This is a genomic window from Aliiroseovarius marinus (assembly GCF_004360145.1).
Classification (GTDB): domain Bacteria; phylum Pseudomonadota; class Alphaproteobacteria; order Rhodobacterales; family Rhodobacteraceae; genus Aliiroseovarius; species Aliiroseovarius marinus.
The window spans coordinates 252240-271547 of the sequence record NZ_ML178712.1 but is presented as its reverse complement, the minus strand read 5'-3'; the positions used below and the strand labels follow the sequence as shown (position 1 = coordinate 271547).

Genomic DNA, 19308 nt, shown 5'->3' with positions numbered 1-19308 from the left:
GCCGGTCGCTGGGTTAACCTTGATCACATGTTCGTTGCCAAGGCTTGAAGCAGAGGCCGGGGTGGATCATCTTAATCCGACACGGAAGGAGCATTACATGCGTTTCATTCTTGCAGGATTGCTGGCTTTAGGATTGGGCTCACCCGCATCGGCCAAAGACGATGTCAGCCATTTCACGCTGGACAATGGGCTTGAGATCGTCGTGATCGAAGACCACCGCGCACCGGTTGTGGTCCACATGCTGTGGTATCGCGCAGGTGCTGCAGACGAGGCGCCCGGCGTGTCGGGCGTCGCGCATTTCCTCGAGCATCTGCTGTTCAAAGAGACCGAGAACTTTGAGGCTGGTGCGCTCAGCCGTGTGGTGGCCGAAAACGGCGGGTCGGACAATGCTTTCACCTCGCAGGACTACACAGCTTATTTCCAACGTGTCGCGGCGGATCGCTTGGGTCTGATGATGGAAATGGAATCGGATCGTGTGCGCAATCTGATCCTGTCCGAGGACGACATCGCCACCGAGCGTGACGTGATTTTGGAAGAACGCGCGCAGCGGACCGACAGCGAACCGGGCGCCCTGTTTCGCGAACAGATCAACGCGGCTGCCCATCTGAACCATCCCTATGGCATCCCGGTCATCGGCTGGCGCCACGAGATGGAGACCCTGTCGCGCGCTGATGCTCTGGCCTTCTATGAACGGTTTTATGCGCCCAACAACGCAATTTTGGTCGTCGCGGGTGATGTCGCGCCGGAAGAGGTTCTGGAACTGGCCAAAACCCACTACGGCCCCTTGGCACCCACGCCCGATCTGGGCGAACGCGAGCGCGTACAGGAACCCCCGCAACTGGCCGAACGCCGCCTGCGCTTTTCTGATCCACGGGTCGCGCAACCCTATGTCCTGCGCCGCTATCAGGCGCCCGAGCGTGACAGTGGTGCGCAGGAAGACGCCGCCGCGCTGGTCTATCTGGCCGAGATACTTGGCGGCAATGGCGCGACCTCGGTCCTTGGGCGGGCACTGCAGTTTGATGAACAGATCGCAGTTTATGCAGGGGCGGGATATCGCTCGGTCTCGTTGGATGACACAAGCTTTACGCTGGTTGTCGTGCCCACCCCGGACGTGTCTTTGAAAGACGCAGAAGCCGCCTTGGATCGCGAGATTGCCGAATTTCTTGAGACCGGCATCGACCCTGAGCAATTTGAGCGGGTGAAGTTCCAGATCCGCGCCGATGACGTGTATTCGCAGGACAACGTGATGGCGCGTGCCGAACGGTATGGCGAGGCTCTGACCTCGGGCTTGACGATCGAGGACGTGCAGGCGTGGCCGGATGTGCTGCAGGCCGTCACGCCAGAAGACGTGATGGCTGCCGCACGCGCGGTGTTTGATGATCGCAGGGCCGTAACTGGATGGCTGGTGCCCGAAGGCGGAGAGGACATGTAATGAAACGGATTGCTCTTGTTTTGGCAGGGCTGATTGCCCTGACCTTTCCCGCCCGCGCCGAGGTCGCCATTCAGGAAGTTACCTCGGAAAACGGCCATGTGGCTTGGCTGGTCAACGAGCCAGCCCTTCCCTTCACTGCGCTGGAAATCCGCTTTCATGGCGGAACCGTGCTGGATCGCCCGGGCAAACGCGGGGCCGTGAACCTGATGGTCGGCCTTCTGGAAGAGGGCGCTGGCGACATGGACGCGCAAGGCTTTGCCGAAGCGCGCGAGGCGCTGGCTGCCTCGTTCGGGTTTGATGCCGGGGAAGATAGCATCGGGATCTCGGCGCAGTTCCTGACGGAAAACCGCGACCAGGCCGTTGCATTGCTGCATGAAGCGCTGACCGCCCCGCGGTTCGACGACACCGCGATTGAGCGTGTGCGGGGTCAAGTTCTGTCCCATCTGGCTTCCCGCGCCACCGATCCAAGCTCGCTTGCCAGTGATGCGTTTGATGCGGCAGCGTACGGCGACCACCCCTATGGCAGCTATGATGGGGGCACGATCGACAGCGTCACCGCGTTGACGCGGGATGACATTGTGAATGCGTACCAAGACACGTTGGTGCTGGATGGGATCTATGTGGCCGCCGTCGGGGACATCACCGCCGAGCAGCTTGGCCCGCTTCTTGATCAGCTGTTTGACGGCTTGCCCCAAACGGGTGCAACCATGCCGGACCGGGTCGCGTTTGGCCTGCCCGGCGGCACCACCGTCGTGCCCTTTGATACGCCGCAATCCGTCGCTCTGTTCGGCCACGTTGGCATCGAACGAGAGGATCCTGATTTCTTCGCAGCCTATCTGGTGAACACGATTTTGGGCGGGCCAAGTTCTCTGTCGCGCCTGATGCATCAGGTTCGGGAAGAACGTGGACTGACCTATGGGATCGGCTCGTATCTGGTGCCGGTCGATTGGACGGAAAGTGTGCTTGGGCAGTTTTCCAGCCAGAATGCGGTGATCGGCGAAGCGCTGAATGTGGTGCGTGATGAATGGGCGAAGATCGCCCGCGACGGCATCACACAAGAAGAGCTGACCGCCGCCCAGACCTATCTGACCGGATCGTATCCGTTGCGGTTTGACGGCAATGCCAACATCGCCAACATCATGGTGGCGATGCAGATGGAAGGGCTGCCAATCGATTATATCGCGACCCGGAATGACCAGGTCATGGCCGTCACTCTAGAGCACGCAAACCGTGTGGCCGCTGAGCTGTATAAGCCCGATGCGCTGCACTTTGTTGTGGTCGGCCAGCCCGAAGGTGTCGTGTCGAATTAAGCCGATTTGCGCAATGGTCGAATCGGGCGCGCATATGCTAGTTCTTGTGGTATGCCCGAAGATAGCCCCCATATAAGCCCGGATCAGCCGGTCCGCCGCCCCGTTATCCGCCAGTTGGATGACGCTGCAATCAACCGGATTGCGGCGGGTGAAGTGGTGGAACGCCCGGCCTCGGCGGTGAAGGAACTGGTCGAGAACGCCATTGATGCGGGCGCCACACGGATCGAGGTCGCCTATGCCGATGGCGGCAAGACGCTGATCCGCGTGACGGATGATGGCTGTGGCATCGCGCCCGATGATCTGGCGCTGGCCATGTCGCGCCATGCGACCTCGAAAATCGACGGGTCGGACCTGTTGGACATCCACACCTTTGGCTTCCGGGGCGAGGCGCTGCCCTCGCTTGGTGCCGTTGGTCGCCTGACCATCACCTCGCGCGCGCAGGGCTTTGACGCGGCAGTGATCCGCGTGGCGGGCGGGCAGATGGACCCGGTGAAACCGGCGGCCCTTTCCGGTGGCACGGTGGTCGAGCTACGCGACCTGTTCTACGCCACGCCCGCGCGTCTGAAGTTCCTGCGTACCGACCGGGCCGAGGCTCAGGCGATCTCGGACGTGGTCAAGCGCCTTGCGATGGCCGAGCCGCAGATCGGCTTCATCTTGCGAGACGTGTCCGGTGGCGGCGAAGGCCGTGTCACCTTCCGCGCGGACCCGGAAACCGGTGATATGTTTGATGCGCTGTCGGGCCGATTGGCGACGATTTTGGGCCGCGACTTCGCCGAAAACGCTATCCCGATTGACGCCGAACGTGACGGGCTGCGCCTGACCGGGTTCGCCGCCCTGCCAACTTATTCGCGTGGCGCTGCCGTGGCGCAGTTCCTGTTCGTGAATGGCCGCCCGGTGAAAGACAAGCTACTGACCGGAGCATTGCGGGCGGCGTATTTCGATTTCCTGTCACGTGACCGCCACCCGGCGGCGGCGCTCTTTGTCAGTTGCGATCCGCATCTGGTCGACGTGAACGTCCACCCCGCAAAATCCGAGGTCCGCTTCCGCGAACCCGGCACTGCGCGCGGATTGATCGTCTCGGGGCTACGGCACGCATTGGCGAATGCAGGCCACCGCGCGTCGACTACAGTTGCTGGTGCGACGCTGGGTGCCATGCGCCCCGAGCCGACCGAACCCCGTGTCTATCAGATGGACCGCCCCAGCCTTGGCGCGATGCGCTCGTCCTATCAGGCGCAAATGCCTGCGCCGGACGCGCCCGGTTTCGCCGAAATGTCCGCGCCTTCGGCTCGGTTCGACCCGGTGGTCGAGCCAGAACAAGACGCCCCGCAAGAGGCCCTGCCCTTGGGCGCCGCCCGCGCGCAGGTGCATGAAAACTACATCATCGCGCAGACCGAAACGGGCATGGTCATTGTCGACCAACACGCGGCGCATGAACGTCTGGTCTATGAGAAGCTCAAACGCCAGATGGCGGAAAACGGCGTCGCCCGTCAGGCGTTGCTGATCCCCGAGATTGTTGAGCTGTCCGCAGGTGATGTGGCGCGTTTGCTTGAGGTTGCAGACAACCTCGCAACCATGGGTCTGGTCATCGAACCCTTCGGCGGCGATGCCGTGGCCGTACGCGAAACCCCTGCCATTCTGGGCGAAATCAACGCCGCCGCGATGATCAAGGACGTGCTGGACGAATTGGCCGATCTGGGCGACAGCAACATGGTGCAGGCCAAGATCGAGGCCGTGCTGTCCCGCGTCGCCTGCCACGGCTCGATCCGGTCCGGCCGCTGGATGCGCCCCGAAGAAATGAACGCCCTTCTGCGGGAAATGGAGGCCACGCCCCATTCCGGCCAATGCAACCACGGGCGCCCCACTTATGTCGAGCTGAAGCTCGCTGATATCGAAAGGCTGTTTGGACGCACATGATCCAGATCGGTGACACGACCTATGACCTCTCTGACCCGCTGGTGCTGTTGACGCTTGGCGGTATCGCGCTTGCTGTTCTGATGTTCATCCTGCTGGTGGTGGTCTTGCGCCGCGCTGGCCGCTCGACCCGCGTGGCCGAGGATTTGGCGCTGCAAATGGGCGGTCTGGGGCAGGCGGTGCAGGTGCTGGGCGCCGGGCAGGATCAACTGTCGGGTGGGTTGCGCACAGTGTCTGACGCGCAGGCCTCGGGCCAAGCGCAGGTGTTGCAAGCGATGGAGGCCCGCTTGGCCCATGTGCAGCAGCAGATGAACGACCGGCTGCACGACAATGCGATGAAATCGGCGCGCGCTATGTCCGAACTGCAAGAGCGGATGAAGGAAAGCCTTCAGGGCAATGCAGTGAAGACCACCGAAAGTCTGACGCAGTTGCAGGAACGTCTGGCGGTGATCGACAAGGCGCAGGACAATATCACCCGTCTGTCGGGCGACGTGCTGAGCCTTCAGGACATCCTGTCGAACAAGCAAACCCGCGGTGCGTTTGGGGAAATCCAGCTGACCGACATCGTCTCAAAAGCGCTGCCGAAGGACAGTTATGACCTTCAGGCCACGCTGTCGAACGGCAAACGGGCGGACTGTCTGATCCACTTGCCGAACCCGCCCGGTCCCATCGTGATCGATTCGAAATTCCCGCTGGAAGCCTACGAGGCGCTGCGCCGGGCGGAAACGCAAGACGCGCTGACGCTGGCCGCCCGCGCGATGAAAACCGCCGTGCGCGCGCATATCAAAGCGATCTCGGAAAAATACATCATCGAGGGCGAAACCGCCGACGGCGCGCTGATGTTCCTGCCGTCCGAGGCCGTCTATGCCGAACTGCACGCCAATTTTTCAGAGGTCGTCCGCGAAGGATTCGAGGCCCGCGTCTGGATCGTCTCGCCCACCACCTGCATGGCGACCCTGAACACCATGCGCGCGATCCTGAAAGACGCCCGCATGCGCGAACAGGCGGGTGCGATCCGTAAGGAACTGCACCTACTGTCTGCCGATGTGGGGCGTTTGGGCGACCGCGTGGCGAACCTCGACCGGCATTTCCACCAAGCCTCGAAAGACATTTCCGAGATCAAGATCTCGGCCGAGAAAGCAGGCAACCGCGCGAAACGGCTGGATAATTTCGATTTCGAAGAGGTCACGGAAGAGGACCAGAATGTGGTGCCGATTGGGAAGGGGTAGATATAGTGCGGAATCGTTAGAGAGCCTCACAATTATCATTGAAGCCAGTACTTTTCTTTAGCTTGAGTTTGATTTCGACTTGAGCTTTTCTGTAATGACACTTTCACAAAATCTAGGTTTTTTACCGAGGTAGTTTGAAATGTCTGAAAACCGTGAATTCAATTTTAAAATTGTGGACTTGAGTTTCGATGCCGTAAAATTTCTCATTATGCTTTTTATGTCCACTTTCACTTTTTATCTCACGATAGTGACAATAGCAGTGGCGGTTTTCTCAAGTGCTGAGATTTCTTCAAGCATTAAAGCGCTTGTGAAAATAGCGGGATTGGGCTTCTCGGCCTTTCAGTTGATATTCATTTGGCTGGTATATTTTTTAGTTGTTCGTGCGGCTAATGAACTGCTCATGCGACTGAAAGCGGAATGCGTTGATGCGGAGCGATCCCGTTTCGTCCGCGCGCACGTCAAACTTGTCGGAGCTGGAACCATTCTGTGCTTGGGTGGAAGCATACTAATTCTAGTCACTTCGTTTTATTTTCTCACTTTGTGACTTGTTGAGGTTGGGCTATCTTATCGACTTCGCCACGCTACAATAAGCACATCTTCCCCGCCTTCTGGCTAAGTGGGACATGGGATAGGTCGCGTGCAGTTCCCCCTCCCTTGACGGGCTGAAATCGGCTAGGCTAGCGGCTATTTCTCGCCCGAACTCAACGGATCCGCGCAAAGATATCTGCGCCCGTCCGGCAGCCTGCACAGGTTTTCGTAAAACGCGGGGTCGAGCGTGCCATAGCGCGGGAGCAGGTGCTCGGCGTCTTGGCGATCCAGATATCCGCTACAGGCTTCGATATAGTAGCTATCCTTGCGCGCGTCCGACGCGTACCACTGGTAAAACGCATAGGACACGGCCAGTTCTTCGTCCTGCGTGGTCAACAGGGTCTCTTCAAAGGCCGCAGCAATATCCGTGTGCGAGGCCCAATTCGACAGCGCGTTCCATGCGGCGTCTTGGCCCTGTTCTTTCATGCGCCACGCGATCAGCAGCGACACCGCGCTGGCGTCAGCCTCAAGCGCGAAGGTCGCCCTCGCATATTCCTTCATGGACAGGTTGTTGGTCGGGCACATGGCATAGGTGAACTGCCAGAGATGGCGCAGCTCGTGCAGAAGGATGCCGATCTTCAGATCGCTCGGAACGGCGTTGCTGATCACGATCTTGTTTTGCTCGACGTCCAGATAGCCAAGGGCGTAGTTCATCTGGTCGGAAAAGCACAGCTCGGTCTCTTCGGATTGGATGATCTCTTGCAGGAAGGGAAAGTCCTCTGCGATCGGATGCAAGGTGCCCAGCAGCTCTGACAACGCTTTCTGGTCGTCCGTCTGGGGCGCCGGATAGTGCAGGCCAATGCAGGTTTCCCCGGCAGAGGCGGCACCGGCCCCAAGCAAACCGGCCAAAATGACTGTGGCAAGACGCAGCATAGAGGGGATGGTGTCCGCTATCCGGGCTGTTGTCCAGTGTTGTGCGGGCTGGCCTATCCCTCGCGCGTTTCGTTCAGCTCCATATGCCCGTCTGTGCGGCTGAATACGCGGCGCAGCATCGGTTCGAAAAACTCGAGCGGTTTCGTGGGATAATCCGGGTCGAACGAGTTCTGGTCGTAGTCGTGGCAGAACTTCACGCAGGCGTCGTAATGCGGGCTGTCTTTGTATTTCTCGCGGGCGTGACGATCTCCGCCAAGGTGGTGGTTGTAATAGTAGCCTTGGAAAACGCAGTGGTGTTTCAGGATCCAATGGGTGCGTTCGCTGACATAGGGTTTCACGATGGCAGCAGCCAGTTCGCCGTGGTTGAAGGGCGACAGCGTGTCGCCCAGATCATGCAGAAGGGCGGCGATGACAAGGTCCTCGGGCTCGCCTGCTTCATGGGCACGCGTCGCGGATTGCAACGAGTGCTGGTAGCGGTTGATCGGATAGGGGGTGTCTTCCTCGTCCAGCTCTTTCAAAGCGACGAGAAGCCGGTCGGCGACGGCGTTTGCATAGGCCTCGTCATACTCCATGACGGCAAGGAAATCTTCCTTGGTGGCGGTCTCGAAACTTGTCCAGGTGGGTTTTGATTTGTCCAGCATGGCGGCCTCCCTTTTGGGGAAGCCTAGCACGGCTTAACCGCCATGCTGGTCATTTTGCGACGCCGCGATCAGGCGGTGTGATCCACTACCGCCACATGCTGCGCCAGCTCGTTCACGTGGCCCATCCATGTCTCGATCATCTCGGGATCGGCGGTGGCGGCGGTGACGCCAGCCGGGGCTTTGCCGTCCAGCACCATGTCGATGGCCAGCGACACAGGGGTCGAGACCAGTCGCGCCATGGCGGTGCCACGGTCGTCGCCCCACGCGTCCATGACATAGGTCTTGTGATAGACTTCGGCCCCGTCTTTTTCGGCTTTCAGCGCCACGCACATGATCACGCGGTCGGGTTCGCCTTCGTCATAGGAATTCTCGTCCCAGAACTGGTCGGACATTTCCTTCAGGCGGGCGTCACCGGCGTCGCCTTCCAGCGTTTCGACCTCGGCAAACACGTCTTTCCACGCGTCGGCCCAACCGTTCAGGCGCAGGGTGCCGCGTACGAACAGGTCGACGTCCCATGCGGGGTCGAACTTGTAGTCCTCCATAAAGGGGATCGAATCGCGGTTCGGGTAGACCTCGAAGCTTTCGGCCTCGGGCAGCGGCGCGGTATAGGCGCTGATCGCGTCCCACGGGCGGGCCACGTCGAAAGGCGCACCGTCTTTGATGGATTTCGAGGGCGAGCGCAGCGCTTTCAGCACGCCCAGCGGCGACCAGCTGAACTTGTAGCGGAACGGGTTCGGGATCTTCGGCACGCCGCCGCAATAGCTGATGAAGCTCAGCTTATTGGCCGCGTCATAGGCGTCCGAGGCGCGGTAATCCGCGACCAACCAATGGGCCATCAAGTGGTCGATGCCCGGGTCCAGACCGATTTCATTCACACAGGCCAGTCCGGCCTCTTTGAACTCCGCGTCCAGCGCTTTCATCTCGGGCGCGATATAGCTGGAGGACACGAAATGTGCTTTGTTTTCAAGGCACAGCTTGGCGACGGGGACGTGCAGGTCGCCGGGCAGCATCGATACGGCGATGTCGCCGGGCTTCAGCGCGTCAGCCAGAGCGTCCAGCGAAAATGCGCGGATGTCGTCGGTCAGGTCGCCCACGGCCTCTTGCGCTTTTTCGACGGTCCGGTTCCAAACCGTCACCTCGCGCCCGTTCTCGATCAGGCGACGCAGGCCGGGGATGGCCGACAGGCCGGTGCCACACCAGTGGATAGTCATAACAGGGCTCCTTTCAGCCGAATTTCAGTTTCGCGATGATGATCGAGCCGACCAGAGCAATCGCGATTGCGTTGGCGACAACCATGGGCCACGCGGCCAGCATGACGCCGTAGATAAGCCAGAGCGTGACCGACAAAAGCACCAGCAGGTTGGTCGACAGCGACAGATCCTTGGTCTGCCGCGTGCGCCATGTGCGCAGGGTTTGTGGCAGCCAGCAGATCGTGCTGACGATGCCTGCAAGGGTGCCGATCAGCGTCTCCATCAGATGTCTTTCATGTGGGTACGGAAGGTCTGTTCCGCGCGGCCCCAGACGCCCGATGTCAGGTCGGTCAGGGTTTCGAGCGAGGCCAACAGCTGTCCCGCATAGTCGATCGAGCTTTCCAAGGGCAGCATCGAGGGCAAGTTGTCGATGGCCATCACGTCCAGCATGGGATCTTCCGCCACGCGCAGGGCGGGCGCGTCCCAGCTGGTTGCTTTGTTGTAGACCGGCACCGGGTTGTAATCGCTGTCGGGGTCGCAGGCGACGTCGCCAATGGCGGTGAGCTTGCGGTCGGCGGAAACGGCATCTTTCGGCACGAAGACTGGGGTTTGCGGGCCGGCGAGGATGCAGTTGATGAACAGGTCGTGGTCCAGAATTTCCGGGAAGGGGCCACCATGTGCGGTTTCGGCCATGTCCCATTTGGTGACGGCGACGCCCATCGCTTCCATCAGGTCCGAGGCGCCCGTGCCGACGCGGCCAAGCGCGCCGATGACGATGGCGTTGGGACGGGCAGCACCGGTGGCGTCCAGTTCCGCGCGCAGTTCGTCCATCATGGCGTCTTTGTTTTTGTAGGCGCCGACAGGACCGCAGAGCTTGCCGTGTTGTTGCGCCGCCCACGCTTTCAGCGTCACGGCCGCACCGGCGAACCCGGCCCAGTATCCAAACGCGGCCACGCGACGGCCGGTTTCATCCACCAGATACTCAAGGTCATAGAGCGTCCCGCCGCCCGCCTTGAAGCGCTCCAAAAGCGCGCGGCCCGAGTGCTGGCCTTTGAAGGCGTGGCCGAACATGATGTGGCGATGGGGCAGGGGGGTGCCATCTTCGGGCAGTTCTTTCAGGCCAAAGATGATCGCGTCCAGCGGCGCGTCGGGCCAGCTGTTTTCCGCAGCGATCTCGCAGCCGGCGTCCTTGTAGCCCTCAATGCCGATGGCGCGGACACTGCTTTCCTCGACCGTCACGCGGATGCCCGCCTTGATCAGCGCGGCGGCGCCGTCCGGCGTCAGGCCAACCCGGTCTTCGTTTTCACGTTGCTCTGCACGGACCCACAGATGTGTCATGGGGTGAACTCCTTCGAAATGCGCCCTTAGAAATGGGTCTGCGCGTGGTGGCGGTCTTTGTGTTCCAGATGTGGAACCGCGTTGAACTGGGTCAGCGTCAAACCAGCAGGCATCAGCCGCATCCGGTGGATCGAGCTGTTCATGATTGGCAGAATCGCACGGGTGAACGGGCCAAGATCCAGCCCCATCACCACCCGCGTGGCCATGCCGATAAACCCGCCGGAGGTAAAGATAATCGCGTCCTCGCCACTTTCGGCAATCTCGTGAATCACCTCGGAGACGCGGGTCTGGAAGTCGTGGAAGGTCTCGGGCGCACCTTCGATCTTGCCTTCCTGCCATGCGGCAAAGGTTAGCGGCAGGTGGTCGATGAAATCACCGTGCCCGGTGGGGTGCGGGATGCCGAATTGGGCGTGCATCCGCTCGGACAGGTCGAAATAGCGGACCTCGTCCAACCGTGCGTCGGCGGTGAAATCCTCGGCACCCCATTCGTGCGCGGTTTGCTGGTGACGCGTCAGCGTGCCCGTGTAAACGCGGGCATATCGTTGCCCCGTGTCGCGCATGTGTTCGCCCAGCCAGCGCGCCTGCTGACGGCCCAGATCGGACAGCCGATCATAGCCTGCTTCGTCTGTGGCGGTGTTGTTGGCCTGCCCGTGTCGGATCAGCGTCAAAGTGGTCATATGCGCTCCTTTTGCCCCATTGCTAGACAATTGGATCCAATTCGGAAAGGGGGGCTGGCGCAAAAACGATGCCTTGCGTCGGGAATGGCGAACTGACGGCGCAGATACCGTGGTTTATACTGTGAATCGGATTACGGAGGTACGGATGAGCGACGGTATCAAATTCACCCTGGATGGGCGCGAAGTTGTGGCCCGCGAAGGCGAAAGCATCTGGGATGTGGCCAAGCGTGAAGGCACACTGATTCCGCATTTGTGCCACAAGGATGTGCCCAACCTGCGCGCCGATGGCAACTGCCGCGCCTGCGTGATCGAGATCGAGGGCGAGCGTACCCTTGCTGCGTCCTGTATCCGTGAACCCGCCGAGGGCATGGTCGTTACCACCGACAACGCCCGCGCAAAATCCGCCCGTAAAATGGTGATCGAGCTTCTGGTCGCCGACCAGCCCGAGGAACGCCACGACGCGGCCTCGCATTTCTGGGATATGGCCGACCTGAACGGGGTCGAGCAAAGCCGCTTCCCGAAGATGGACGAGGGCCGTGTTCCGCTTTTGGATGACAGCCACGTCGCGATGAGCGTCAATCTGGACGCCTGTATTTCCTGTAACCTCTGTGTGCGGGCCTGCCGTGAAGTGCAGGTGAACGACGTGATTGGCATGGCCGGTCGCGGCCACGATGCCTTCCCGACCTTTGATATCGCCGACCCGATGGGTGCCTCGACCTGTGTGGCGTGCGGCGAATGCGTGCAGGCCTGCCCGACTGGTGCTTTGATGCCGGCCAAGGTTCAGGACACTTCGGATTTCGACAAAGAAGTCGAAAGCATCTGCCCGTTCTGTGGCGTTGGCTGTCAGGTCAGCCTGAAGGTGAAAGGCGACAAAGTCGTCTATGCCGAGGGCATAAATGGCCCCGCAAACGAAGGGCGTCTATGTGTGAAGGGCCGTTTCGGCTTTGATTACATCAACCACCCACATCGCCTGACCAAGCCGCTGATCCGCAAGGAAGGCGCCGAGAAAGGCATGAACGTGGACCCGGCCAACCCGCTGACCCACTTCCGCGAAGCCACGTGGGATGAGGCGCTGGACGTTGCCGCCAAAGGCCTGATGAAGCTGCGCGACGAACATGGTGGCGAGGCCGTGGCCGGTTTTGGTTCCGCCAAATGCACCAACGAAGAAGCGTACCTGTTCCAGAAGTTCATCCGTCAGGGCTTTACCCACAACAACGTCGACCACTGCACCCGTCTGTGCCACGCCTCGTCGGTGTCGGCGCTTTTGGAGAACGTCGGCTCGGGCGCCGTGACTGCAACGTTCAATGAAATCGAAAACGCGGATGTGGCGATCGTCATCGGCTCGAACCCGATCGAGAACCATCCGGTTGCGGCGACCTATTTCAAGCAATTCACCCAGCGCGGTGGCAAGCTGATCGTGATGGATCCGCGCGGCGTGGGCATGGGCCGTTTCGCAACGCACCGCCTGCAGTTTAAGCCCGGCGCGGACGTGTCGATGCTGAACGCGATCATGCATGTGATCGCCGAGGAAGGCCTGCAAGACGACGCCTATATCGCCGAGCACACCGAGAATTGGGAGGCGATGCGCGAGCATCTGAAAGCGTTCACGCCGGAAGCCATGGCGCCGATCTGCGGCATCGACGCGGACGAGCTGCGCGCCGCCGCCCGCACCTTTGCGAACGGCAAGAACGGCATGATCTTCTGGGGCATGGGCGTCAGCCAGCACGTGCACGGCACCGACAACTCGCGCTGCCTGATCGCACTGGCGTTGATGACCGGCAATGTGGGCCGCCCGGGCACGGGTCTGCACCCGCTGCGCGGTCAGAACAACGTGCAGGGCGCGTCGGACGCGGGCCTGATCCCGATGTTCTATCCGGACTATAAGTCGGTGAAGGACGAAGGCGTTCAGGCGCTGTATCGTGACGTCTGGGGCGTCGAGGAACTGAACCCGAACCCCGGCCTGACTGTCGTTGAAATCATGGACGCTGTGTATGATCGCAAGATCAAGGGCATGTATATTCTGGGCGAAAACCCGGCCATGTCCGACCCGGATGTGAACCACGTCCGCGAAGCGCTGCGCCGGATGGAGTTCCTTGTCAGCCAAGATATCTTCCTGACCGAAACTGCGGGCTATGCTGACGTGGTTCTGCCCGCCGCTGCGCTGGCGGAAAAGACCGGCACGACCTCGAACACCAACCGTCAGGTGCAGATGTGCCGCCCGGCTGTTCCGGCGCCCGGTGAGGCGATGGAAGACTGGCAGATCACGACCGAGCTGGCGAAACGGATGGGTATGGGGTGGACCTATGATCACCCCAGCCAAATCTATGCTGAGATGGAGCTGGTGATGCCGTCGCTGGCCAACATCAGCTGGGACCGTCTGGAAAATCAGAACGCCGTGACCTATCCGTCGCTGTCGCCGGAAGATCCCGGTCAAGCCGTAGTCTTCGGGGATAAATTCCCGCGCGAAAACGGGCGCGCGCGCTTTGCCCCGGCCTCGATCATTCCGCCGGCCGAGACCCCGGATGACGAATTCCCCATGGTTCTGACCACGGGCCGTCAGCTGGAACACTGGCACACCGGGTCCATGACCCGCCGGTCCACCGTGCTGGACGCGATCGAGCCCGAGGCGAATTGTTCGATGAACCCGAAAACCCTGCGCGAGATGGGCGTGGAGCCCGGCGATATGGTCCGCCTGACCACCCGTCGCGGCACCATCGACGTGATGGCGCGGGCGGATTACGCGGTGGCCGAAAACATGGTCTTCCTGCCCTTCGCTTACGTGGAAGCCGCAGCGAACCTGCTGACCAACCCGGCGCTGGACCCCTATGGCAAAATCGCCGAGATGAAGTTCTGTGCGGTGAAGGTCGAAGTGCCGGCCCAGATCGCGGCAGAGTGATCTGAACGCAGATAGAGATAGAAAACGCCGGCCCTCAGGTCGGCGTTTTTCGTTGGGCCTGCATCCATGCATCAATGGAAGCGATTTGATCCGCATTTAACAGCAGCCCCAATTTCGAGCGTCGCCAAACGACGTCCTCGGCCCTTTGGGCGTATTCCCTCTCCATCAGCCAGCGCAGCTCGGCCTCGGTCAGGGTGGCGCCGAAGTCTTGGCCCAGACCGTCCAGCGATGTTGCCTCGCCCAGAATGACCCGCGCCTCGGTCCCATAGGCGCGGACCAGACGTTTTGCGTGGCGCGGTGTCAGAAAGGGGTAGGCGGCGTTGACTTCGCCGACCAGCGCGTCGAACCCATCCACCGGGAAATCGCCACCGGGCAGGGGCACACCTGCCGTCCACTTGTCAGGTTGCAGGCCAAGCACCGTGCCGATCTTTTCCAACGCGCTTTCGGCAAGGCGACGATAGGTGGTGATCTTGCCGCCGAAAATGTTCAGAACTGCGGCGTCCCCAACCGTGTCCGTCCGCAGCACATAGTCGCGCGTGGCCGCCGCCGCCGCGCCTTCGCCATCGTTGAACAGCGGACGGACTCCAGAATAGGTCCAGACCACATCGTCGGCGGAAATCGGGTCTTTCAAGTACCCGTTTATGAAGCGGATCAGATAGTCACGCTCGTCTTCCGTACAGCGCGGGGGCGTGTCGGCGTCCACATGATCGGCATCGGTTGTGCCGATCAAAGTGAAGTCGGTTTCATACGGAATGGCAAAGATGATTCGCCCGTCTTGCCCCTGGAAGAAGTAGCATTTGTCGTGGTTAAACAGACGCTTGGTGATGATATGGCTGCCGCGCACAAGGCGAATGTTGGCGGCTGCGTTGCTGCCAATCGTGCCGCCCAAGACGTCGGCAATCCACGGACCCGCGGCGTTGACCAGCATGCGCGCGGTGACCTGTCGGTCCTCGCCCGTGTTGGTGTTGGTCAGGGTGATGCGCCACCCGCCATCTTGGGGTTCGGCCTTGGTGACCTTGGTGCGTGGGTTGATCTGTGCGCCTCGCGCTTCGGCGTCGCGTGCGTTCAGGACGACCAGTCGGGCGTCCTCGACCCAGCAATCCGAATATTCGAAGGCAGTTTCGAACATGGGATTCAGGGGTTGCCCTTCTGGCGCGGACTTCAAGTTTACGCGCGTCGTGCCGGGCAGGATTTTCCGCCCGCCCAGATGGTCATACAAAAACAGCCCCAACCGCACGAGCCACCCGGGGCGACGGCCCTTCATCCACGGCATTACCGTGTTCAACAGCCGCGACGTGGGGGTCGAGCTGTCGAACCGCATCGAGTGGTGATAGGGCAGCACGAACCGCATCGGCCACGAGATATGCGGCATGGCGCTGAGCAGCGTTTCACGCTCTTTCAACGCCTCGCGGACCAGCCGGACCTCGAAGTATTCAAGATAGCGCAGCCCGCCGTGAAACAGCTTGGTCGACGACGACGAGGTCGCGCCGCCGATATCCCCCATCTCGGCCAAACAGACGGACAGGCCACGCCCAGCGGCGTCGCGGGCAATGCCGCAGCCATTGATGCCGCCGCCGATGATCAGAAGGTCGAAGTCGCTTTGCATTTCGGTCCCACAGGTGAGTCGCGTTTACGCAGACCCTGCGCGAAAATGATGACAAAGAGAAGATGCAAGAGTTCGTAAATATTCGTTTGTTGCGAAAATGTGATCGAGACTCTGGATTTCGGGCCAAAATTCGGGTCATATGACGTGAAAACGAACATGAGGGCGCGATGAGCACCACCTTGCGAAAATCCGAGATCCTGAACCTCGCCCGCCGGGAAGGCAAAGTGACGGTCGACCGTTTGGTCGAGCTTCTGGGGGTGACGCCTCAGACCATTCGCCGCGATCTGACCGAATTGTCGGACGAAGGGGCGCTGGATCGGGTGCATGGGGGCGCGGTGCTGCCGTCCTCGACCGCGAATATTGGCTATGACGCGCGGCGGCAGCTGAACCAGACCGCCAAGGTCGACATCGCGCGGGCCTGTGCGCGGCAGATTCCGAACGATTGCTGTATCTTCCTGAACATCGGCACCACGACCGAAGCCGTTGCGCAGGAGCTTTTGCACCACAAGGGGCTGCTGGTCGTGACGAACAACATCAACATCGCTGTGATTCTGTCGGCGAACCCGGACGTGCAGGTGATTGTGTCAGGTGGCAGTCTGCGCCGGTCGGATGGTGGGCTGGTGGGCGAGCTGGCGACCGACCTGATCCGCCGGTTCCGCTTCGATATCTCGGTGATTGGGTGCTCGGCCCTGAACGCAGCAGGCGACATGCTGGATTTCGACCTGCACGAGGTCAGCGTCAGCCACGCCATCATGGCGCAGAGCGACAAGGTGTGGTTGGCCGCAGATCACAGCAAGTTCGAGCGCAAGGCGCCCGTGCGGATTGGCAGTATGGCAGATGTGGACGTGATCTTTACCGATCAGCCTTTACCCAAGGACTGTGCCGCGCTGTGTGACAGCAGCGGCACCACGGTCACGCTGGTTTAACCCCAGCGCACGTCGCCCAAGAAGATATAGCCCGCGCCATAGATCGTTTTGATAAGACGCGGATTTTTCGGGTCTTCGCGCAGTTTTGTCCGCAGGCGCGAGATACGAACATCCATTGCGCGGTCAAAGCTTTCACCCGCCACGCCGCCCAGCGTCTCTTGCATTTGTGCACGAGAAATCAAGCGCTTAGGCGCATCGAGGAACAGGCGCAGCACCTCGCCTTCCGCATGCGAGAACGCGGTTTCGGTGCCGTCTTCGTCTTCCAGAACATAGCGGTCGAAATGGGCGGTCCAGCCGTTGAAATGTGCCGTGTTCGAGGCCGTGTTGCCCGGCTTCTGATCCCGCAGGCGGGCGCGGACGCGGGCGACAACCTCGGCCGGTTCAAAGGGTTTGACGATGTAGTCATCGGCGCCCAGCTCCAGCCCCGTCACGCGGTCCTGCACAAGCGTGCGGCCCGAGATGATGATGATCGACGCGCCACTTTCCAGCGCCAGCCGGTGCACCAAGGTCAGCCCGTCACGGTCTGGCAGGCCAAGGTCCACAAGGCAGACATCGGGCGACATGGTGTTCAGCGCTGCCTCGAATTCAGTCGCGCGGGCGAAGGCGGCGGTGCGGAACCCGGCCTCTTCCAGGGCATGAGACAGCATGCGGCGAATTTCGGGTTCGTCATCCAGAATAGCGATCATGTGTTGCGTCACGATGGAACCTCTTGCGACAGGAATGTGGCCAGCTCACCGGTGGTGAATGGCTTGGGCAGTACGGGGAACCCGGCGTCCTTGCGGCGCGGGTCGTCGATCGGCAGGGATGTCATCAGAAGCATCGGCACATCCAACCCGGTCTGGGCGAGCGCAGCCAGAAACTCGGGTCCGGTCTGCGCGCCTTCCAGTATAACATCAGACAGGATAAGGCCCAGCCCCTCGATCCCGGTCAGAGACAGGGCATCCTCGGCCGAGTGCGCTTCGATCACCTGATGACCCATGCTGATCAGCATTTCGCGGACGGATGTGCGGATGGCCTCGCTGTCTTCGATCAGAAGGACAAGGCGGGGCGAAATGGGTTGGGCCGGAATGCGCAAAGGCAAGCGCATCGACACAACGGCACCCCCCGTGTCAGCGCTGTTGAAGATTTTGACTTGGCCACCGGCAACCTTGGTCTGGTCATAGACCATGGACAGCCCCAGCCCAGATCCTTCGCCGCCTTTGGTGGTGAAAAACGGGTCCAGCGCGTGCTCCAGCGCGTCTTTGGTGAAGCCCGGGCCGGTGTCAGTCACGCGGAACTCGACCCAAGTTTCGCGGATCGGGCGGGCGGTCAGGGTGATGTCGCCGCCAGCTTCGCCAAGCGCGTGAGAGGCGTTGATAATCAAGTTCAAAAGGCCGTCCTGAACGGCGCCCGAATCCAGGATGATGCGCTGGTCCAGATCGCAGGCTTCGACCGTTAGGTTGATGTTCGCCGGCAGGGTTGGCCCGGCAAGGCTTTCCAGCCCTTTCAACATGTCGGGGACGTTCACCGGCTCCATATGCACATCGCGCCGACCCGAGATCGTGGCGATGCGCTCCAAAAGCGTCCCGCCCCGGCGCACGGCGGCATTGGTGGCTTGGACCAGTTCCTGCGCGTCGTCGCCAATGGGCATCTGCGCCAAGCGGCTTTGCAACCCCATGATGATGGTCAGCAGGTTCGAGAAATCATGCGCCACGCCGGATGTCAGCTGGGCGGCCAGTTCGCGTTTGCGGGTCTGGGCGAGGGCGGCGCGGGATTGCGCTTCTTCCGTGACGTCCATCGACAGGATGTAGACGCCGGTGATCTGATCGTCGCCCTTGTCGGGGGTCAACGCCACACGAATGCGGCGGCCTGATGTTTCGTGCGTGAATTCGAACACGCTGCTTTCGCCCTTAAAGGCGCGGGCGAAATAGGGACTGATCCGAGCAAATGCCTCGTCCCCCAGCGCTTCGCTGGCATGTAGGCCCAAAAGGTCGGTGGGGCGGCCCGGAATGACCTTGCCCAGACGCCGGTTCGAGAACGTGTAGTGCAGATCCCGGTCAATGCGCGCGATATGGGCGGGCATCATTTCGGCGGTCAGGCGGGTGCGGCTTTCCATCAAGGTCAACTGCCGCTTGGTTTCTTCCAACGCAGTGTTGGCCGAGGCCAGCGCGCGGTTGGTTTGGCCCAGTTCCTCGGTATAGGACAGCACCTGATCGGACAGTTCTTCGGACCGGGCGCGCAGCAGTGATTCCTGACGCTTGATCGGCGTGATGTCCGTGTAGACGGTGACCCAGCCCCCCTGCGGCAACGGGTGCCCTTCGACCGAGATCACCCGGCCATTGGCGCGGGTGCGCTCCATATAGTGTGGTTGAAAGTCCAGCGCCTGATCGACGCGCGACTGAACAAACTTGTCGATATCGCCAACCGCGCCGTAGTCACCACGTTCGGCAAGATAGCGGATGGTTTCGGAAAAGGACGCGCCAGATTGGGCAAGGTGATCCGGCAGGTCGAACATGTCCTGAAACTGCCGATTCCCGATGACCAAAGTCAGACGTCGATCATAGATGGAAAGCGCCTGTTGGATCAGGTTCAGCCCGGCTTGGGTCAATGCGGCTGTTTCTGAAGATTGTAGTGGCAAGCAATCCCCTCCTGACCCTATCGCTAGCACCTGATTTGCCTGTGGAAAAGAGGAATGACCCCCTCTGAAAGGAT

General features: G+C 60.9%; 16 protein-coding genes. 7 read left to right on the top strand and 9 right to left on the bottom strand.

The window, feature by feature from the left end:
- Nucleotides 1–97 precede the first annotated feature (97 nt).
- The 5 genes from EOL43_RS01425 (at nucleotide 98) to EOL43_RS01405 (ending at nucleotide 6426) form a co-directional block, all read left to right on the top strand.
- A complete protein-coding gene (locus EOL43_RS01425) occupies nucleotides 98–1432 on the top strand; it encodes a M16 family metallopeptidase (RefSeq protein WP_133484999.1) in 1335 nt (444 codons plus the stop codon).
- Nucleotides 1432–2742, top strand: a complete 1311-nt coding sequence (locus EOL43_RS01420) for a M16 family metallopeptidase (RefSeq protein WP_133484998.1) — start codon at nucleotides 1432–1434, stop codon at nucleotides 2740–2742. Before EOL43_RS01425 ends, EOL43_RS01420 begins: the two co-directional genes overlap by 1 nt.
- A 51-nt stretch (nucleotides 2743–2793) precedes the next feature.
- A complete protein-coding gene (mutL, locus tag EOL43_RS01415; protein WP_133484997.1) occupies nucleotides 2794–4656 on the top strand; it encodes a DNA mismatch repair endonuclease MutL in 1863 nt (620 codons plus the stop codon).
- Nucleotides 4653–5882, top strand: a complete 1230-nt coding sequence (locus EOL43_RS01410) for a DNA recombination protein RmuC (RefSeq protein WP_133484996.1) — start codon at nucleotides 4653–4655, stop codon at nucleotides 5880–5882. Before mutL ends, EOL43_RS01410 begins: the two co-directional genes overlap by 4 nt.
- 139 nt (nucleotides 5883–6021) lie before the next feature.
- Nucleotides 6022–6426 (top strand): hypothetical protein, encoded by a 405-nt coding sequence (locus EOL43_RS01405; RefSeq protein WP_133484995.1) that lies wholly within the window; start codon nucleotides 6022–6024, stop codon nucleotides 6424–6426.
- A 140-nt stretch (nucleotides 6427–6566) separates the two neighbouring features.
- Here the strand turns inward: EOL43_RS01405 and EOL43_RS01400 are convergent, their stop codons facing one another.
- The 6 genes from EOL43_RS01400 to EOL43_RS01375 form a co-directional block, all read right to left on the bottom strand.
- On the bottom strand, nucleotides 6567–7343 hold the full coding sequence (locus EOL43_RS01400) for a DUF6782 family putative metallopeptidase (RefSeq protein WP_133484994.1): 777 nt from the start codon (nucleotides 7341–7343) through the stop codon (nucleotides 6567–6569).
- A 53-nt stretch (nucleotides 7344–7396) separates the two neighbouring features.
- On the bottom strand, nucleotides 7397–7984 hold the full coding sequence (locus tag EOL43_RS01395; RefSeq protein ID WP_133484993.1) for an HD domain-containing protein: 588 nt from the start codon (nucleotides 7982–7984) through the stop codon (nucleotides 7397–7399).
- Between the two features lie 68 nt (nucleotides 7985–8052).
- Nucleotides 8053–9195 (bottom strand): saccharopine dehydrogenase family protein, encoded by a 1143-nt coding sequence (locus tag EOL43_RS01390; protein ID WP_133484992.1) that lies wholly within the window; start codon nucleotides 9193–9195, stop codon nucleotides 8053–8055.
- Nucleotides 9196–9208: 13 nt separating this feature from the next.
- Nucleotides 9209–9457, bottom strand: a complete 249-nt coding sequence (locus tag EOL43_RS01385; protein WP_133484991.1) for a SemiSWEET family sugar transporter — start codon at nucleotides 9455–9457, stop codon at nucleotides 9209–9211.
- Complete coding sequence (locus EOL43_RS01380; protein ID WP_133484990.1) at nucleotides 9457–10512, bottom strand: saccharopine dehydrogenase; 1056 nt, start codon at nucleotides 10510–10512, stop codon at nucleotides 9457–9459. Before EOL43_RS01380 ends, EOL43_RS01385 begins: the two co-directional genes overlap by 1 nt.
- Before the next feature lie 26 nt (nucleotides 10513–10538).
- A complete protein-coding gene (locus EOL43_RS01375; protein ID WP_133484989.1) occupies nucleotides 10539–11189 on the bottom strand; it encodes a histidine phosphatase family protein in 651 nt (216 codons plus the stop codon).
- A gap of 145 nt (nucleotides 11190–11334) precedes the next feature.
- Here EOL43_RS01375 and fdhF point away from each other — a divergent pair, with 145 nt between their 5' ends.
- Nucleotides 11335–14085: a formate dehydrogenase subunit alpha gene (gene fdhF / locus EOL43_RS01370; RefSeq protein WP_133484988.1), complete on the top strand. Its 2751-nt coding sequence runs from the start codon at nucleotides 11335–11337 to the stop codon at nucleotides 14083–14085.
- 34 nt (nucleotides 14086–14119) lie between these two features.
- Here the strand turns inward: fdhF and glpD are convergent, their stop codons facing one another.
- Entirely contained in the window at nucleotides 14120–15691 is a 1572-nt protein-coding gene (glpD, locus tag EOL43_RS01365) for a glycerol-3-phosphate dehydrogenase (RefSeq protein ID WP_133484987.1), read from the bottom strand.
- Nucleotides 15692–15858: 167 nt separating this feature from the next.
- Here glpD and EOL43_RS01360 point away from each other — a divergent pair, with 167 nt between their 5' ends.
- A complete protein-coding gene (locus tag EOL43_RS01360) occupies nucleotides 15859–16617 on the top strand; it encodes a DeoR/GlpR family DNA-binding transcription regulator (protein WP_133484986.1) in 759 nt (252 codons plus the stop codon).
- Here EOL43_RS01360 and EOL43_RS01355 read toward each other — a convergent pair.
- Both EOL43_RS01355 and EOL43_RS01350 read right to left on the bottom strand, forming a co-directional pair.
- Nucleotides 16614–17303 (bottom strand): response regulator transcription factor, encoded by a 690-nt coding sequence (locus EOL43_RS01355; protein WP_203565001.1) that lies wholly within the window; start codon nucleotides 17301–17303, stop codon nucleotides 16614–16616. The genes EOL43_RS01360 and EOL43_RS01355 overlap by 4 nt on opposite strands.
- A gap of 8 nt (nucleotides 17304–17311) precedes the next feature.
- Nucleotides 17312–19234: a hybrid sensor histidine kinase/response regulator gene (locus EOL43_RS01350; RefSeq protein WP_240686421.1), complete on the bottom strand. Its 1923-nt coding sequence runs from the start codon at nucleotides 19232–19234 to the stop codon at nucleotides 17312–17314.
- Between the last annotated feature and the right edge of the window lie 74 nt (nucleotides 19235–19308).

Coding starts and splice junctions, on each gene's coding strand:
- mutL (WP_133484997.1), top strand. CDS start 2,794: ATGCCCGAAGATAGCCCCCATATAAGCCCGGATCAGCCGGTCCGCCGC.
- EOL43_RS01385 (WP_133484991.1), bottom strand. CDS start 9,457: ATGGAGACGCTGATCGGCACCCTTGCAGGCATCGTCAGCACGATCTGC.
- EOL43_RS01420 (WP_133484998.1), top strand. CDS start 1,432: ATGAAACGGATTGCTCTTGTTTTGGCAGGGCTGATTGCCCTGACCTTT.
- EOL43_RS01375 (WP_133484989.1), bottom strand. CDS start 11,189: ATGACCACTTTGACGCTGATCCGACACGGGCAGGCCAACAACACCGCC.
- EOL43_RS01395 (WP_133484993.1), bottom strand. CDS start 7,984: ATGCTGGACAAATCAAAACCCACCTGGACAAGTTTCGAGACCGCCACC.
- EOL43_RS01405 (WP_133484995.1), top strand. CDS start 6,022: ATGTCTGAAAACCGTGAATTCAATTTTAAAATTGTGGACTTGAGTTTC.
- EOL43_RS01355 (WP_203565001.1), bottom strand. CDS start 17,303: ATGATCGCTATTCTGGATGACGAACCCGAAATTCGCCGCATGCTGTCT.
- EOL43_RS01425 (WP_133484999.1), top strand. CDS start 98: ATGCGTTTCATTCTTGCAGGATTGCTGGCTTTAGGATTGGGCTCACCC.
- fdhF (WP_133484988.1), top strand. CDS start 11,335: ATGAGCGACGGTATCAAATTCACCCTGGATGGGCGCGAAGTTGTGGCC.
- EOL43_RS01380 (WP_133484990.1), bottom strand. CDS start 10,512: ATGACACATCTGTGGGTCCGTGCAGAGCAACGTGAAAACGAAGACCGG.
- glpD (WP_133484987.1), bottom strand. CDS start 15,691: ATGCAAAGCGACTTCGACCTTCTGATCATCGGCGGCGGCATCAATGGC.
- EOL43_RS01360 (WP_133484986.1), top strand. CDS start 15,859: ATGAGCACCACCTTGCGAAAATCCGAGATCCTGAACCTCGCCCGCCGG.
- EOL43_RS01410 (WP_133484996.1), top strand. CDS start 4,653: ATGATCCAGATCGGTGACACGACCTATGACCTCTCTGACCCGCTGGTG.
- EOL43_RS01390 (WP_133484992.1), bottom strand. CDS start 9,195: ATGACTATCCACTGGTGTGGCACCGGCCTGTCGGCCATCCCCGGCCTG.
- EOL43_RS01400 (WP_133484994.1), bottom strand. CDS start 7,343: ATGCTGCGTCTTGCCACAGTCATTTTGGCCGGTTTGCTTGGGGCCGGT.